We start from the raw sequence: 15,803 nt of genomic DNA, 5'->3' as shown, positions 1-15,803 counted from the left end.
TCACCGTGCCCGCCTCACACACCGCGTTGACGCCAGAGTCGCTGACCGAACCCGGCCTGCGTGGCACCGTGCGGCTACTCGGTGGTCCCGGCACCGGCAAGTCGGCACTGCTGGTGCGCACGGCGGCGGCGCACGTGGCTGCTGGGACCGATCCGGAATCCGTTCTCCTGCTGACGGGTTCCGCGACGCTCGGCGGCCGGGCGCGCGCCGCGGTGACGGCTGCGCTCCTCGGTGGCGGCGGACCCGTCGCGGTGCGCGAACCGTTGGTGCGCACCGTGCACTCCTACGCCTTCGCCGTGCTCCGCCTCGCCGCCCAGCGCAACGGGGACCCGCCGCCGCGGCTCGTCACCAGCGCCGAGCAGGACGGCATCATCCGCGAGATGCTGGCAGGCGACGTGGAGGACGGCGCGGCATCGTCGGTGGACTGGCCGGCCTCGCTGCGTCCGGCGCTGAGCACGGTGGGCTTCGCGACCGAACTGCGCGACCTGCTGGCACGGTGCACCGAGCGTGGCGTCGATCCCGTTGCGCTGCAACGCCTCGGCAGGCGGACGGGCCGCCAGGAGTGGATCGCCGCGGGCCAGTTCGCGCAGTCCTACGAGCAGATCATGCTGCTGCGTTCGGCCGTGGGCATGGCGGCGCCGCAGGCCACGGTCCCGGCGCTGGGTGCGGCCGAACTCGTCGGCGCCGCGCTCGACGCCCTCGCCGCCGATCCCGACCTGCTCGCCGCCGAGCGAGCCAGGGTCAAGCTGCTGCTCGTCGACGACGCTCAGCACCTCGACCCGCAGGCCGCGCTACTCGTCCGCGTGCTGGCCGCGGGCGCCGAACTCGCCGTCATCGCAGGCGATCCGCACCAGACGGTGTACGGCTATCGCGGTGCGGACCCGGCGCTGCTCGAGCCCGGCGACGAACCGGCGATCGTGCTGACCCGGTCGCACCGCTGCGCACCGGCCGTGGCCCGCGCCGTGGCGGGCGTGGCGAGCCGGCTGCCCGGCGTGGACGAGGTCAGGCACCTCACCCCGGCCGACGACCGGCCGGGGTCGGTGGCGGTGCGGATCGCGGCCACCTCGCACGCGGAGTCGGCCCTCATCGCCGACGCGCTGCGACGCGCACACCTCGTCGACGGCGTGCCCTGGTCGCAGATGGCGGTCATCGTCCGGTCGGTACCGAGGTCAGGCACCGCACTCGCCCGCGCGTTGACGGCCGCGGGCGTGCCGGTGGAGCAGCCCTCGCCGTCCACGCCGCTGACCGAGCACCCGGTCGTCGCGGGTCTGCTGCTGGTGCTCGACGCCGTGGCGGACGGCCTGACCGGTGCGGCCGCAACGGCGTTGCTCACCGGCCCGCTGGGCGGAGTGGACCCGGTATCGCTGCGCCAGTTGCGTCGTACGCTGCGCCGCGCGGACGGCAGCGCACCGCCGCGCGAGTTCGCCGACCTGCTGCTCGACGCGCTGGAGGGGCGCGGCCCAGATCTGCCCGACCACCTCGCGCGGCCCGTTCGGCGCGTCCGGTCGGTACTGACGGCGGCCCGCCGCAGCCAGCGCGACGACCTCGATCCGCGCTTCGTGCTGTGGCAGGCGTGGCACCAGTGCGGTCTGCAGCGTCGGTGGCTCACTGCCGTCGAGCGCGGCGGTTCGTCGGCGGGGCAGGCCGGCCGCGACCTCGACGCCGTCACCGCCCTCTTCGACGTCGCCGAGCAGTACGTCACCCGCACCACCGGTGCGTCGCTCGCCGGCCTGGTGGACCACGTGCGCGCCATGACGCTGCCCCCTGCGGCGCGCGGTGAGGTGGCGCCGGGTGAGACGGTGGCGGTGCTCAGCGCGCACTCCGCGCTCGGCCGCGAGTGGGAGTTCGTGATCGTCGCGGGCGTGCAGGAAGGGTTGTGGCCCAACACCGTTCCGCGTGGCGGCATCCTCGGCACGCAGCGGCTGGTCGACGTCCTCGACGGCGTCGTCGACGGGCCGGACACCCCCGTCTCGAGCACGGCGCCCCTGCTGGCCGAGGAGCGCCGTCTGCTGGTCGCCGCACTCGGGCGGGCGCGCAACCACGTCCTCGTCACCGCGGTCGACAGCGACGAGGGCGACGAGGCGATGCTGCCGTCGACGTTCTGTGACGAGGTCGCCGCGCTGGCCACCGAGCGGCCCGACGCAGACGACGCGCCGCTGCTGGCTCCCCGCGTGCTCGCGCCCACCGCGGTGGTCGGTCGCCTGCGCGCGGTGGTGTGTGCGCCCGCCGAGGCGGTCGACCCGCATGCACGCGCTTGTGCGGCAACGCAGTTGGCACGTCTCGCCGCGGCGGGCGTGGCGGGGGCGACCCCGGACCAGTGGCACGCCACCACGACGCCGTCCACCGAAGCGCCGCTGTGGGACGGTGACGACCATGTCGTCACGATGTCGCCGTCGACGTTGCAGACGCTGACCGACTGCCCGCTGCGGTGGCTGTTGGAGCGCCACGGCGGTCAGGACGGCCGCGACGTCCGGTCGGCGCTTGGCTCGGTGGTGCACGCGCTGGTGTCGGACTCGTCGAAGAGCGAGGACCAGATGCTGGCCGACCTCCAAACCCTCTGGTCCGCACTGCCCTTCGACGCAGAGTGGTACTCCGCCAACGAGCTGGGCAGGCACCGGACCATGCTCTCCGCGTTCACCCAGTGGCGCGCCCAGACCCGTGGCGAACTGACCGAGGTGGGTACCGAGATCGAGGTCGACGGCGTCGTCACGCCCGTCGACGGGAACGGTCCGGCCGTGCGGGTGCGTGGGCGCGTCGACCGGCTCGAGCGTGATGCCGAGGACCGGCTGGTCGTCATCGACCTCAAGACCGGCAAGTCACCGGTCAGCAAGGACGACGCGCAGCGGCACGCCCAGCTCGCGACCTACCAGCTCGCGGTGGCCGAGGGACTGGTGCCCCAGGGCGATCAGGCAGGCGGCGGGCGGCTCGTGTACCTGGGCAAGATCGGATCGACCGGCCCGACCGAGCGCGAGCAGGATCCGATGACCGACGACGGCCAGGCGCAGTGGCGCCAGACCGTGGGGGAGGCCGCTTCCGCCACGCAGGGCCCGCACTTCACGGCGCGGGTCAACGACGGCTGCGCGCACTGCCCGGTGCGCGCGATGTGCCCGGCGCAGGCCGCGATGGAGGGACGCCCGTGACACCGCGTTACAGCCCAGCCGAACTCGCCGACGCGCTCGGCATCTTCGCGCCCACCGAGGAGCAGGCGGCCGTCATCGCCGCCCCGCCGGGGCCGCTGGTCGTGATCGCCGGTGCCGGTGCGGGCAAGACCGAGACGATGGCCGCCCGGGTGGTGTGGCTGGTCGCCAACGGCTATGCCACACCAGGGCAGGTGCTCGGGCTGACGTTCACGCGCAAGGCCGCAGGCCAACTGCTGCGCAGGGTGCGGACCCGGCTGTCCAGGCTGGCGGGCGTGGGTCTGGCCGCCGGCGCGCCGAGCATCGAGGAGCACGCCACCGTGAGCACGTATCACGCGTTCGCCGGAACGCTGCTGCGCGACCACGGGCTGCTGCTGCCGGTCGAGCCCTCCACCCGGCTGATCACCGAGACGGAGCTGTGGCAGTTGGCCTTTCGGGTGGTGTGCGAACACCCCGGCGCGCTGGAGACCGAGAAGTCTCCCGCGGCGATCACCGCGATGGTGCTGCGGTTGTCGGGTCAGCTCGCCGAGCACCTCGTCGACACGGGTCAGCTGCGCGACACCCACCTGGAGCTGGAACGGCTGGTGCACACGCTGCCTCCCGGTCCGCGGCAGCGCGACACCGGCCCGAATCAATCGTTGCTCAAGATGCTCGGCACGCAGACCGAGCGCACGGTGCTGATTCCGATGATCGACGCGTTGCACGAGCGCATGCGGGCCGAGAACGTCATGGACTTCGGCATGCAGATGTCGTCGGCCGCACGGTTGGCGGAGCGCTTCCCGCGGGTCGGTGCGGAACTGCGCGCCCGGTACCGCGTCGTCCTGCTCGACGAGTACCAGGACACCGGTCATGCGCAGCGCGTCGCGCTCTCGTCGCTGTTCGGTGGCGGCGTCGACGACGACCTGGCGCTGACCGCGGTGGGCGACCCGATCCAGTCGATCTACGGGTGGCGTGGCGCCTCGGCCACGAACTTGCCCCGATTCACCACCGACTTCCCGCTGTCCGACGGGACCCCGGCCCCCACGCTCGAACTGCGGACAAGCTGGCGCAACCCGCCCAGCGCCCTGCACCTGGCCAACGCCGTGTCCGCGGAGGCGCGTCGCCGATCGGTCGAGGTACGCGAACTGCTGCCAAGGCCCGGCGCACAGCCCGGCACGATCCGCTGCACGTTGCACTCCGACGTATCGGTCGAACGCGGTTGGGTGGCAGATCAATTGGCGCGTGCCTACCACGCCGCGCTCGAGGCGGGCGAGGCCGCGCCGACCGCCGCGGTGCTGGTACGCCGCAACGCCGACGCGGTACCCATGGCCGACGCGCTCACCGAGCGCGGCGTGCCGGTCGAGGTCGTCGGTCTCGCGGGGCTGCTCGCCATACCGGAGGTGGCCGACGTGGTCGCGACGCTGCGGCTCGCCGCCGAGCCGATGGCGGGCACGGCCGCGGTCCGCGTGCTGACCGGGCCGCGGTGGCGTCTCGGCGCCGCGGACCTGGCAGCGCTGTGGCGGCGTGCGGTCGAACTGGACCGGCTCGACACCGCCCGGGATCGCAGCTCGATCGGGGACATCGTCGCGTCGGCCGCCCCGGACGCCGACGCCGCGTGCCTCGCGGACGCCATCTGCGATCCCGGCCCCGCCGACCGCTACTCCACCGAGGGCTACCGGCGGATCGTGGCGCTGAGCCGCGAGCTGACGATGTTGCGCGGCCAGTTGCACCACCCGCTACCGGAACTCGTCGCGGAGGTGCGCCGGACGATGGGCGTGGACACCGAAGTCCGGGCGGCGCAACCGGTTTCGGCTGGCTGGACGGGGTCCGAGCACCTCGACGCGTTCGCCGACGTGGTGGCCGACTACGCCGCGCGCCCCTCGGCGACCGTCGGGGGGCTGCTCGCGTACCTCGACGCCGCGGCCGAGGTGGAGAACGGTCTGGCTCCGGCCGACGTCTCGGTCTCGCGCGATCGCGTGCAGATCCTCACCGTGCACGCCGCCAAGGGCCTGGAGTGGCAGATCGTCGCCGTCCCGCACCTCAGTGTCCGGGTGTTCCCGTCGACGGCGATGGCGCGCACCTGGCTCAGCGACGCGGGCGACCTCCCGCCCCTGCTGCGCGGTGACCGGGCCACGCTGTCCGAACACGGCGTGCCGGTGCTCGACACGTCCGACGTGAACGACCGCAAGGCGCTGTCGGACAAGATCACCGCGCACAAGCGCACCCTCGATCAGCGCCGGGGCGACGAGGAGCGACGGCTGCTGTACGTGGCGCTGACCCGCGCCGAGGACACCCTGCTGCTGTCCGGTCACCACTGGGGCGCCACGGAGTCCAAGCCTCGCGGGCCGTCGGAGTTCCTGCTGGAGATCAAGGACGTCATCGACCAGGCAGCCGCCGCCGGTCAGCCGTGCGGGGTCGTCGAGCACTGGGCACCGGAACCCGCCGACGGGGAACCCAACCCGCTGCGCGACGAGGTGATCGAGCGGCAGTGGCCCGGCGGCCGGTCCGGCGCCGACGACGTCGAAGCGGGCGCCGCGCTCGTCGCACGCGCACTCGCCGGCGATCTGGCGCAGCCGGTCCCCGCCGAGCCCACGGGGGAGGGCGCGGGCGTCGACGACGCCCAGGCGTGGGAGGCCGACGTCGACGCGCTACTCGCCGAACGGCAGAAGGCCGCGCACCGGCCGCCGCCCGTGCTGCCCGCCCACCTGTCGGTCAGCGCGCTCGTCGACGTGGGGCGCGACCCCGACGGCGCGCTGCGGCGGCTGCAGCGCAGGCTTCCCGCCCGGCCCGATCCACATGCCCTGCTGGGCACGGCGTTCCACGACTGGGTGCAGCGCTTCTTCCACGCCGAGCGGTTGTTCGACCTCGAGGACCTGCCCGGCGCGGTCGACGGAGAACTCGGCCGCGTCGAATCCGACCGGCTGGCCGAACTGCAGGCCGCGTTCGCAACGTCCGCGTGGGCGTCCCGCACGCCCACCGACGTCGAGGTGCCGTTCGACATGGTCGTCGGCGCCACGGTCGTGCGGGGTCGCATCGACGCGGTGTTCGCCGACGACGACGGCGGGTTCACCGTCGTCGACTGGAAGACCGGCGATCCCCCGGCCGACGACGAGGACCTGCGCCACAACGCCGTTCAGCTAGCGGTGTACCGGTTGGCGTGGGCCGCGACCCACGGCATCGAGCCCGCGATGGTCCGGGCGGCGTTCCACTACGTGCGCAGCGGTGTCACCGTGACGCCCGACGAACTGCCCGACGCCGCGGAACTCGCGACGCTGCTCGAGGTCGCCTAGCGCGGGGTGTTGCGGTAGACCTTCAGCGCCTGCATCACCATCGGCACCTGCAGCGGCAGCCGGGCGATGGCGCCGACGCGGGCCGGCCAGCCCTTGCTCCACCACAGGCGGACCATGTTGACGTTGGCGGGGAAGACCGCGAGGTACAGCGCGATCGCCGCCAGCGCGCCGAGGCGGCGCGTCCTGGGCACCAGCAGCAGTGCGCCGGTCGCGACCTCCGCGACGCCCGAGGCGTGCGTGTAGACCCGTGCGCTGCCGGGCAGTTCGGCGGGAACGATGGTGTCGAACGGCTTGGGAGCCACGAAGTGCAGGGCGCCCATGCCGACCAGCATCGCTCCCATTCGCTGCGCTGTGGCCTGGCTACGGGTGTCGACGCGCGATGGCGTGAGGGAGGTCATGGTTACATTGTGCTGTGCAGCGCCTTCGGCTAGTGATGGGGCCTCGTGGCGAGGGGTAAGTTGCGTCGCCGCCTGCAGCGGCTCGACCAGGAGAACCTGAGCGCACGCCACGACGCGGCGCTGGTCGAGGTCCTGACGATCCCCGAGGACTTCGTCAGTCCCGCACGCAGGATCGCGATGCGCGTGGTCTACGCGCTCGGAGCGCTGTTCGCGGCGGTGGCCATCGTCTACCTGGATCGGCACGGCTACCGCGACATCGAGTCGGCCCCGGACGCGAACAACCCGCTGTCGCTACTGGACTGCCTGTACTACGCCACCGTGTCGCTGTCGACGACGGGCTATGGCGACATCACGCCGGTCACGGACTCGGCACGGCTGATCAACGTCTTGGTGATCACCCCGCTGCGGGTGGCGTTCCTGATCGTGCTCATCGGCACCACGGTCGAGACGTTGACCACGCAGTCGCGACAAGCTCTCAAGATTCAGCGTTGGAGGAAGTCCGTGCGCAATCACACCGTCGTCGTCGGCTACGGCACCAAGGGCAGGACTGCGGTCACCGCGATGGTCAGCGACGGCGTCGCACCGGGCAACATCGTGGTGGTCGAGCAGAACGACTTCGCGCTCGAACGGGCGAAGGCCGCCGGTCTGGTCACCGTGCGAGGCGACGGCACCAAGGCCGAGGCGCTGAGACTTGCCAGCGTCCAGCACGCGGAGACGATCATCGTGGCCGCCAACAGCGACTCCGATTCCGTCCTCGTCACGCTCACCGCCCGTGAACTCGCGCCCAAGGCCAAGATCATCGCCGCGGTCCGCGAGGCCGAGAACCAGCACCTGCTCAAGCAGTCCGGCGCCGACACCACCGTCGTGACCTCGGAGACGGCGGGCCGGCTGTTGGGCATCGCCAAGCAGACCCCCAGCGTGGTTGAGGTCATGGAGGACCTGCTGACCCCCGACGCGGGCTTCGCGATCGCCGAGCGTCCGGTCACCGCCAAGGAGGTCGGGGCGTCGCCGCGACACATGAAGGAGATCGTGCTGGGCGTGGTCCGCAACGGCCAGCTGCTGCGGGTCGACCTGCCGGAGGCCGACGCGGTCGAACTCGGCGACAAGCTGCTGGTCATCAAGACCGCCAATTCGGAGGACTGACCGCCGCATGACCGACTTCACCCTGCGCAACGTCCCGCTGCTCTCACGCATCGGCGCTGACCGCGCAGACGTCCTGCGCACCGACGTCGACGCCGCGATCGCTGGCTGGCCGGATGCGCTGCTGCTGCGGGTCGATCGGCGCAACCAGGTGCTGATCTCCAACGGCCGGGTGGTGCTGACCTCCGCCGTCAAGTACGCCGACCACCCCGACGAACACGCGGTGTTCCTCGGTCGGATGCCCGACGGCAGGCACGTCTGGGGCGTGCGCGCCGCGCTGGAGGCGCCCGAGGATCCGACCGCCGAGACCGAGCTGCTCGACCTGCGCCGCGCAGGCACCGTGTTCGACGACGTCAGCGCTCAGCTGGTCTCTACGGCGACCGCGCTGCTCAACTGGCACGACCACGCCCGCTTCAGCCCCGTCGACGGGTCGCCGACGAAGGCGATCAAGAGCGGCTGGGGCCGGATCAACCCCAGCAACGGCCAGGAGGAGTTCCCGCGGATCGACCCGGCGATCATCTGCCTGGTGCACGACGGTCACGACCGCGCGGTACTGGCCCGCCAGACGGTGTGGCCCGAGCGGCTGTTCTCACTGCTCGCCGGCTTCGTCGAGGCGGGGGAGTCGTTCGAGGCCTGCGTGGTGCGTGAGATCAACGAGGAGGTCGGGCTGTCGGTCACCGACGTCCGCTACCTCGGCAGCCAGCCGTGGCCGTTCCCGCGCTCGCTGATGGTCGGCTTCCACGCCATCGGCGACCCGGAGCAGGAGTTCTCGTTCAACGACGGCGAGATCGCCGAGGCAGGCTGGTTCACCAGGGCCGAGGTCCGCGACGCGCTCGAGAACGGCGACTGGAGCAGCGACTCGGCGTCGCGACTGCTGCTGCCCGGGTCGATCTCGATCGCAAGGGAGATCATCGAGTCCTGGGCTGCGCTGGACTAGCGGTCACCGCTAGCCGCCGAGCTTGGCCTTGACCTGCTTGGCGCTCGGGTTCGTCAGCGTCGACCCGTCGGGAAACTTCACGGTCGGCACGACGTGGTTGCCGTTGTTGACCGATCCGACGAACTCGGCGGCCTCGGGGTCGGCCTCGATGTCGACCTCGGTCCAGGAGATGCCCTCGGACTTCAGCGCGGTCTTGAGGCGGGAGCAGAAGCCGCACCACGACGTCGTGTACATGGTCAGGCCAGAAGAAGTTGAAGTGCTCATGGGTTTCACAACGTATCGGACCTGGAGAAGATGCCCGATGTCCGATCGCCCTGCCAAGATGGTCGGCATGCCCAGTCCAGGTTCTGCGGCGCCGACCGAAGGGCTCCTCGACGATCTCGACGAGGAGCAGCGCGAGGCCGTCCAGGCGCCGCGTGGTCCGGTGTGCGTGCTCGCCGGCGCGGGCACCGGCAAGACCAGGACCATCACGCGTCGCATCGCGCACCTCGTCGCCTCGGGCCACGTCGCGCCCAGCCAGGTCCTGGCCGTCACCTTCACCTCCCGTGCCGCGGGCGAGATGCGCCTGCGGTTGCGGTCGCTCGATCAGCAGGCCGGTGGCGTCGGCACCGGTTCGGTCCAGGCCATGACCTTCCACGCTGCCGCCCGCCGTCAGTTGCAGTACTTCTGGCCGCGTCTGGTCGGCGACACGGGTTGGGAGCTGCTCGACAGCAAGTTCTCCGTCGTCGCGCAGGCCGCCAATCGGGCAGGCATGAAGACCGGCACCGATGACGTCCGCGACCTCGCGGGCGAGATCGAGTGGGCCAAGGCGTCGTTGATCAGTCCCGAGACCTATCCCGCCGAGGTCGCCAAGGCGGGCCGGGACATCCCGTTCGACGCCGCCAAGGTGGCGGCGGTCTACGCCGGCTACGAGGCCGCCAAGGCGCGCCGCGAGGGCACGACGCTGCTGGACTTCGACGACCTGCTGCTGCACACTGCGGCCGCGATCGAGAACGACGCGGCGGTGGCGCAGGAGTTCCGCGACCGCTACCGCTGCTTCGTCGTCGACGAGTACCAGGACGTGACGCCGCTGCAGCAGCGCGTGCTCGACGCCTGGCTCGGCGAGCGCGACGACCTGACCGTCGTCGGCGACGCCAACCAGACCATCTACTCGTTCACGGGCGCCACTCCGAACTACCTGCTCGACTTCTCGCGCCGGTTCCCCGAGGCCACGGTCGTCCGCCTCGAACGTGACTACCGGTCCACCCCACAGGTGGTGTCGCTGGCCAACCGGGTCATCGGAGCGGCGCGCGGCCGGATGGCGGGCAGTCGGCTGCACCTGGTGGGTCAGCGTCCGCCGGGCCCGGAGCCGTCGTTCAGCGAGAACCCCGACGAGGTCGCCGAGGCCACCGCGGTGGCGAAGAACATCAAGAAGCTGATCGAGGCGGGCACGCCGCCCGCGGAGATCGCGGTGCTCTACCGGATCAACGCCCAGTCCGAGGTGTACGAGGAAGCGCTGACCGCGGCGGGGGTGGCGTTCCAGGTGCGCGGCGGCGAGGGCTTCTTCAGCAGGCAGGAGATCCGGCAGTCCCTGCTCGCGCTGCAGCGTGCGGCCGAGCGGGGCGTCGAGGTGGCCGGCCCCGAATTGGCCGCGGGGGTGCGCGAACTGCTCGAACCGCTGGGGCTGACGACCGAGGCGCCTGCGGGCACCCGGGCCCGCGAGCGCTGGGAGGCACTGACCGCGCTCGCCGAACTCGTCGACGAGGACGTCGCCCAGCGTCCCGAACTCACCCTGCCCGCCCTGGTGACCGAACTGCGCCAGCGCGCCGACTCCCGGCATCCACCGGTGGTCCAGGGCGTGACGCTGGCGTCGCTGCACGCCGCGAAGGGCCTGGAGTGGGACGCGGTGTTCCTGGTGGGCCTGGCAGACGGGACACTACCCATCTCGCATGCGCTGTCCCACGGTGCCGACAGCGAGGCCGTGGAAGAGGAACGCCGGCTGTTCTACGTCGGAATCACAAGGGCGCGTGTGCATCTCGCGCTGAGCTGGGCGCTGGCCCGTGCGCCGGGCGGGCGGCAGGGGCGCAAGCCGTCGAGGTTCCTCAACGGCGTCGCGCCGCACACCGCTGCCGACACCGGCGGCGCCAAGCCGCGTCGGCAGCGCGGCCCCGCCCCGCGGTGCCGGGTGTGCAACGCAGCGCTGTCGACGCCGGCGTCGATCATGCTGCGACGGTGCGAGAACTGCCCGTCGGACATCAACGAGGACCTGCTGGCCGAGCTGAAGGACTGGCGTTCGCGCACCGCCAAGGAGATGAGCGTGCCCGCCTACGTGGTGTTCACCGACAACACGCTGATCGCGATCGCCGAGACCCTGCCGACCGACGACGCTGCGCTCGTCGCGATTCCGGGCATCGGGGCACGCAAGCTCGAACAGTTCGGACCCGACGTCCTGGAGTTGGTCCGCAGCCGTTCGTGAAACTGCCACGCATCGCAAAGATCACGCCAAAAGCGCTGGTCAGAAAATCGCTTGTGGCTTTTTCGTGTTAGCGTCTAGCCTCATAGACGCCTTCACGGGCGCCCCAATGACAGGCATGGAGAGGAGGTCCGGCGACATGATCAGCATTCCGTTTACCGGCGTAGTCGCTTCCGGCGGCCTCCTCGGCGTCGCATGGGCCGACCGTATCCACCCGGCCCACCATGCCATTCCGAATGCCGCCGTCGCGGTCTATGCCGCTGCCGCGCCCGCAATCATGCGCAAGCGCCGCACCGCCGCTGCGACCCTCGCGTCCGTGAATCGGGGCACCTGCTAGGACAGCCCACGACACGCCTCATGGCCACGGACCCGACATCGGATCCGTGGCCATTTTCATCGGGGGAGCCCGAGAACCTGGTCGAAGGATCCATCTAAGACAGATGACCGAGTAACACGACCAGGAAGCAGGAGAGACATGTCGGACCGGACATGCCGCGAGAGGCTGACGGTGCCCTGTCACGAGGAATCGCCGGATCTGTGGTTCGCCGAGAGCCCCACGGAGCTGGAGCGCGCGAAGGAGCTGTGCGCGGATTGCCCGATCCGCCGCGAGTGCCTGGACTCAGCGCTGGAACGTCAAGAGCCGTGGGGGGTCTGGGGTGGAGAGATCCTCGACCGCGGAACCATCGTGGCGCGCAAGCGGCCACGTGGTCGCCCCCGCAAGAACCCGCAGCCGAGCCCTGCGGCAGCATGAAACGAGGCCGCCCGGCGTGATCCGCTGGGCGGCCTCGTCGTGCTGAGGGCCGAGTGCCGGGTCAGTCGGCGAAGCCCGGGATCAGTTCCAGTGCAAGCGCTTTGGTGGGGATGTGCGCGTCGAGCTGACACGAGATCGCGACGTTGGAGGCGATGACCCGCATCGGGATCGCAAGCTTGGCCGGAATGTCCATCTGACGGGCGGTCTTGATCTGGTCGACCGAGAGGTCCATGTTCCTGGCGGCCATCTTCTGCAGCCACTTGCGGCTGTAGTGGAAGACCTCCACCTCGAGCGGTTCGACGTACTGGCGCAGCATGTCGTCGAGTTCGCGGGTCGACACCTGCTCGCCCTGCTGGATGAAACCCAGCCGCTCCATCGTGGGAAGCAGGTTGTCGTAGTCCTTTTCGAGCGAGTAGCGCACCACGCGACCGAGTTCGACCGGGATGCCGCCCGGCAGCGGCGCCACGGCACCGAAGTCCAGGACGCCCATCTTGCCCTCGGGCAGCAGCATGAAGTTCCCGGGATGCGCGTCGCCGTGCATCATCTCGAGCCGCCGCGGCGCGTCGTAGGTGAGTTCGAACAGCCGCGTGCCCATCAGGTCGCGCTGTTCGACGGTGCCCTCGCGGATGATCTTCGCCATCGGGATGCCTTCCATCCACTCGGCGACGACCACCTTGGGGGCGCTCGCGACGATGGCGGGCACCACGAAGTGCGGGTGGTCGCGGTAGGCCTTGGCGAACGCCCGCTGATTGTCGGCTTCGAGCCGGTAGTCGAGCTCCATCTCGGTGCGCTCGATCAGCTCGTCGACCACGCCTTGCACGTCGGCACCGGGGGACAGCTGCTTGAACACCGAGACCATGCGCTTCATGGTCTTGAGGTCGGCGCGCAGCGCTTCGTCGGCGCCGGGGTACTGGATCTTCACGGCGACGACGCGGCCGTCGGCCCACACGGCCTTGTGCACCTGGCCGATGCTGGCCGAGGCGATCGGTGCGTCGTCGAACGACTGGAAGCGTTGACGCCACTTGGTACCCAGCTGCGCGTTGAGCACGCGGTGCACCTTCTCGGCGGGCAGGGGCGGTGCGTCCTTCTGCAGCTTCGTCAGCGCTTCGCGATACGGCTCGCCGAACTGCTCGGGGACGGCGGCCTCCATCACCGACAGCGCCTGCCCGACCTTCATTGCGCCGCCCTTGAGTTCGCCGAGGACGGTGAACAGCTGATTGGCGGCCTTCTCCATCAGCTCGGCGTTGACCTCGTCCCGGGAGGAGCCGGTGAGTCGCTTGCCGAAGCCGAGCGCAGCACGTCCGGCGAACCCGACGGGAAGCGAAGCCAACTTCGCGTTGCGCGCTGCCCGACCACGCTTGATGTCTGCCACCACTCCATCATCCACGACTGCGCCACACCGGTTCCTGTGACGTCCCGAACACCACGGGAAGTGGCAGCAACCGTCAGCAACCGCACCGTGGATGGCGCGACCAGCGTCGGCTGATCGTCGATCCGGTGTGCACGTCGAACTCCAGCGTGGTGTCCAGGGTGGGCGGCGGAGCGTCGCGTAGTCCGGGACCGCCGCAGCCCCGAACGGCCTTGACGACGCGCTCGACCTGATCGAGCGCGAGCGCTGCGGTGGCGAGCACCGTGGCGCGGTCGGCATTGCCGACGGTGCGGCGCAACTGCGCGGCGACCGCGGGCCACGCGGCGTCGCGGTCGCTGCGGTGCAGGTCGGCACACCGCAGGCAGCTGGTCTGGCCCGGCACCACCAGCGGGCCGATCAGTCCGGTGCCGTCGCGCACCCGGACCTGCAGGTGCGGCACACCCGCGTCGTGCAAATCGTGCACCACCTGTGGATCGGTGACGAGGTAGTCCGAGAGCACCACCAGGTCGGTGTTGCGCGGGTTGACGCCCGCATGGCTGAGCCTGCTGATCGCGATCCGATTGCCCGAGCACCGCAGCGCCCCGGTCAGCAGGTCAGACAGCGGACCGCGGCCGTGCACCCGCACCGACGCCGACCGGGTGCGGGGAACGTCGACGGTCAGCACCTTCGACCGGGTGAGGGAGTCGACGAGTTCGGCGGCCGACCCGGCGTCGTGGGCGCCGCGGTTGAGCATCAGCGCGGTGAACACGGGCAGGGTCAGTCCCGATTGCAGCGCCCGCAGCAGGTCGGCGAGCGCGTCGGTCGTCAGCCCGGCGGGCGGGCTGACGAGGACGGCGCGGCGCGGGTCCCAGCCCACCTGCACGGTGTCGTCGGGCCGCATCAGCACCGGCATCGCCGGGTCGAGCGTGTAGCGGGTCACGCGCCGACTCAATCACGGTCGGCGGATGTGGCGCTCTAGTTATCCACAGGGGGACGGCCGGGGTCCTCGTCGCCGCCGTTGGCGTCCCTCTCGAGGTCGGCGATCGCCTGGTCCATGCCGTCGGTGTCGCCGCCGATCATCCGGTCGATGAATCCGGCGGGCTCGTCGAGGTCGCCGGCCGAGGGCAGCAGGTCGGGGTGCTGCCAGACGCCGTCACGGGCGTCGGCGCCGATCGCGTCGGTGAGCTTCTCCCAGAGGGCGGCCGCCTCGCGCAGCTTGCGCGGGCGCAGTTCCAAGCCGACCAGCGTGGCGAAGGTCTGCTCGGCAGGCCCGCCGGTGGCGCGGCGCCGCCGCAGCGTCTCGCTCAGCGCCGACGTTCCGGGGATGCGGTCGCCGAGCGCGGCGGTGACGACGGTCTGCACCCAGCCCTCGATCAGGGCCAGCAGCGTCTCGAGCCGCTCCAGTGCGGCGGTCTGCTCAGGGGTGGCCTTCGGTTCGAACATGCCCTGGCTGAGCAACTGTTCCATCTTCGAGGGGTCGGTCAGCGCCGACGGGTCAATGCCGCGGGCGAGTTCCTCGATGCCGCTGGAGTCGACCTTCATGCCCCTGGCGAACGCCTCGACGGCGCTCATGAGCTGGCTCGACAGCCACGGCACGTGCGAGAAGAGGCGATGGTGGGCGGCCTCGCGCGCGGCGAGGAACGTCATGATCTCGCTGCGTGGCTGCTCGAGCCCCTCGGCGAGGGTTTCGATGGCGTCGGGCATCAGCGCGGCGACGCCCTTGGGTCCCAGGGGCAGGCCGATGTCGGTGGAGGTCAGCACCTCCTTGGACAGCGTGCCCAGCGCCTGGCCCAGTTGCGAGCCGAAGGCCATGCCGCCCATCTGCTGCATCATCGCCATCAGTGGGCCTGCCATCGCGCGGGCTTCCTCGGGGAGTGCCGAGGTCCACACCGACGACATCTGCTCGGCCACCGGGTCGCACAACCGCTTCCAGGTGTCGAGGGTGTTGTCGATCCAGTCGCTCGGCGTCCACGCCGCCGTCCTGGTCGTGCCTGCGGGTAGCGGCGTCACGCCGTCGAGCCACGTCTCGGCGAGCCGCACGGCGTCGGCGATGGCCGACGTGGTCTGTTCGGGTATGGGCTTGACGAAGCCGATCGAGCTGGACGCCAGCTGGCGGGCCAGGTCGTAGTTCACCGGCCCGGTCTGCTTGCCGCTGCCCAGGTTCCCTGCGCCGCTGAACATCTCGCCGAGTTTGGAGAAGATCTGGCCGAGGTCGCCCATGTCGAACCCGCCGCCGCCGAAGCCGAACGGGTCGGATCCGGGCGCACCGGAATTGGGGTCCTTCTTGGGCTTGTCGCGGTCGGGGTCGTCTCCGGGGGAGAAGCCGAAGGGCAGGTCGGACATGCTTCAACGGTACTCACTGCAGCCGTTC

General features: G+C 71.0%; 12 protein-coding genes. 7 read left to right on the top strand and 5 right to left on the bottom strand.

The window, feature by feature from the left end; all coding sequences use genetic code 11:
* The first annotated feature begins 5 nt into the window (after positions 1-5).
* Positions 6-3,140, top strand: a complete 3,135-nt coding sequence (locus tag G6N61_RS11265; protein WP_163918602.1) for an ATP-dependent DNA helicase — start codon at positions 6-8, stop codon at positions 3,138-3,140.
* On the top strand, positions 3,137-6,406 hold the full coding sequence (locus G6N61_RS11260) for an ATP-dependent helicase (RefSeq protein ID WP_163918601.1): 3,270 nt from the start codon (positions 3,137-3,139) through the stop codon (positions 6,404-6,406). The genes G6N61_RS11265 and G6N61_RS11260 overlap by 4 nt, the downstream gene beginning before the upstream one ends.
* Here G6N61_RS11260 and G6N61_RS11255 read toward each other — a convergent pair.
* Positions 6,403-6,804 (bottom strand): DoxX family protein, encoded by a 402-nt coding sequence (locus G6N61_RS11255; protein WP_163918600.1) that lies wholly within the window; start codon positions 6,802-6,804, stop codon positions 6,403-6,405. The two genes, G6N61_RS11260 and G6N61_RS11255, sit on opposite strands and share 4 nt — an antisense overlap.
* Before the next feature lie 45 nt (positions 6,805-6,849).
* Here G6N61_RS11255 and G6N61_RS11250 point away from each other — a divergent pair, with 45 nt between their 5' ends.
* Positions 6,850-7,947, top strand: a complete 1,098-nt coding sequence (locus tag G6N61_RS11250) for a potassium channel family protein (protein WP_163918599.1) — start codon at positions 6,850-6,852, stop codon at positions 7,945-7,947.
* Between the two features lie 7 nt (positions 7,948-7,954).
* On the top strand, positions 7,955-8,881 hold the full coding sequence (nudC, locus tag G6N61_RS11245; RefSeq protein ID WP_163918598.1) for an NAD(+) diphosphatase: 927 nt from the start codon (positions 7,955-7,957) through the stop codon (positions 8,879-8,881).
* Between the two features lie 9 nt (positions 8,882-8,890).
* On the opposite strand, the gene mrx1 is transcribed toward nudC, so the two are convergent.
* Positions 8,891-9,145 carry a mycoredoxin Mrx1 gene (gene mrx1 / locus G6N61_RS11240; protein ID WP_179973605.1) on the bottom strand — a complete coding sequence of 85 codons (255 nt, stop codon included), beginning with the start codon at positions 9,143-9,145 and terminating at the stop codon, positions 8,891-8,893.
* A gap of 37 nt (positions 9,146-9,182) precedes the next feature.
* On the opposite strand from mrx1, the gene G6N61_RS11235 reads away from it, so the two are divergent.
* The 3 genes from G6N61_RS11235 (at position 9,183) to G6N61_RS11225 (ending at position 12,084) form a co-directional block, all read left to right on the top strand.
* Positions 9,183-11,336: an ATP-dependent DNA helicase UvrD2 gene (locus tag G6N61_RS11235; RefSeq protein ID WP_179973604.1), complete on the top strand. Its 2,154-nt coding sequence runs from the start codon at positions 9,183-9,185 to the stop codon at positions 11,334-11,336.
* Between the two features lie 136 nt (positions 11,337-11,472).
* A complete protein-coding gene (locus G6N61_RS11230; RefSeq protein WP_163918597.1) occupies positions 11,473-11,670 on the top strand; it encodes a hypothetical protein in 198 nt (65 codons plus the stop codon).
* Positions 11,671-11,808: 138 nt separating this feature from the next.
* Positions 11,809-12,084 (top strand): WhiB family transcriptional regulator, encoded by a 276-nt coding sequence (locus G6N61_RS11225; protein WP_163918596.1) that lies wholly within the window; start codon positions 11,809-11,811, stop codon positions 12,082-12,084.
* A 61-nt stretch (positions 12,085-12,145) separates the two neighbouring features.
* Here G6N61_RS11225 and G6N61_RS11220 read toward each other — a convergent pair whose 3' ends face one another.
* Genes G6N61_RS11220 through G6N61_RS11210 form a run of 3 tightly spaced genes read right to left on the bottom strand, consistent with a single transcriptional unit; the run spans position 12,146 to position 15,775 of the window.
* On the bottom strand, positions 12,146-13,471 hold the full coding sequence (locus G6N61_RS11220; RefSeq protein ID WP_163918595.1) for a macrolide-binding ATPase MABP-1: 1,326 nt from the start codon (positions 13,469-13,471) through the stop codon (positions 12,146-12,148).
* A 58-nt stretch (positions 13,472-13,529) separates the two neighbouring features.
* Complete coding sequence (locus G6N61_RS11215) at positions 13,530-14,372, bottom strand: bacteriocin biosynthesis cyclodehydratase domain-containing protein (protein ID WP_163918594.1); 843 nt, start codon at positions 14,370-14,372, stop codon at positions 13,530-13,532.
* A 35-nt stretch (positions 14,373-14,407) separates the two neighbouring features.
* A complete protein-coding gene (locus G6N61_RS11210; RefSeq protein WP_163918593.1) occupies positions 14,408-15,775 on the bottom strand; it encodes a zinc-dependent metalloprotease in 1,368 nt (455 codons plus the stop codon).
* Positions 15,776-15,803 lie beyond the last annotated feature (28 nt).

The organism is Mycolicibacterium arabiense, from assembly GCF_010731815.2.
Classification (GTDB): Bacteria; Actinomycetota; Actinomycetes; order Mycobacteriales; family Mycobacteriaceae; genus Mycobacterium; species Mycobacterium arabiense.
This window is presented reverse-complemented; position numbering and strand designations above follow the sequence as displayed.

Coding starts and splice junctions, on each gene's coding strand:
- G6N61_RS11255 (WP_163918600.1), bottom strand. CDS start 6,804: ATGACCTCCCTCACGCCATCGCGCGTCGACACCCGTAGCCAGGCCACA.
- nudC (WP_163918598.1), top strand. CDS start 7,955: ATGACCGACTTCACCCTGCGCAACGTCCCGCTGCTCTCACGCATCGGC.
- mrx1 (WP_179973605.1), bottom strand. CDS start 9,145: ATGAGCACTTCAACTTCTTCTGGCCTGACCATGTACACGACGTCGTGG.
- G6N61_RS11235 (WP_179973604.1), top strand. CDS start 9,183: ATGTCCGATCGCCCTGCCAAGATGGTCGGCATGCCCAGTCCAGGTTCT.
- G6N61_RS11230 (WP_163918597.1), top strand. CDS start 11,473: ATGATCAGCATTCCGTTTACCGGCGTAGTCGCTTCCGGCGGCCTCCTC.
- G6N61_RS11225 (WP_163918596.1), top strand. CDS start 11,809: ATGTCGGACCGGACATGCCGCGAGAGGCTGACGGTGCCCTGTCACGAG.
- G6N61_RS11210 (WP_163918593.1), bottom strand. CDS start 15,775: ATGTCCGACCTGCCCTTCGGCTTCTCCCCCGGAGACGACCCCGACCGC.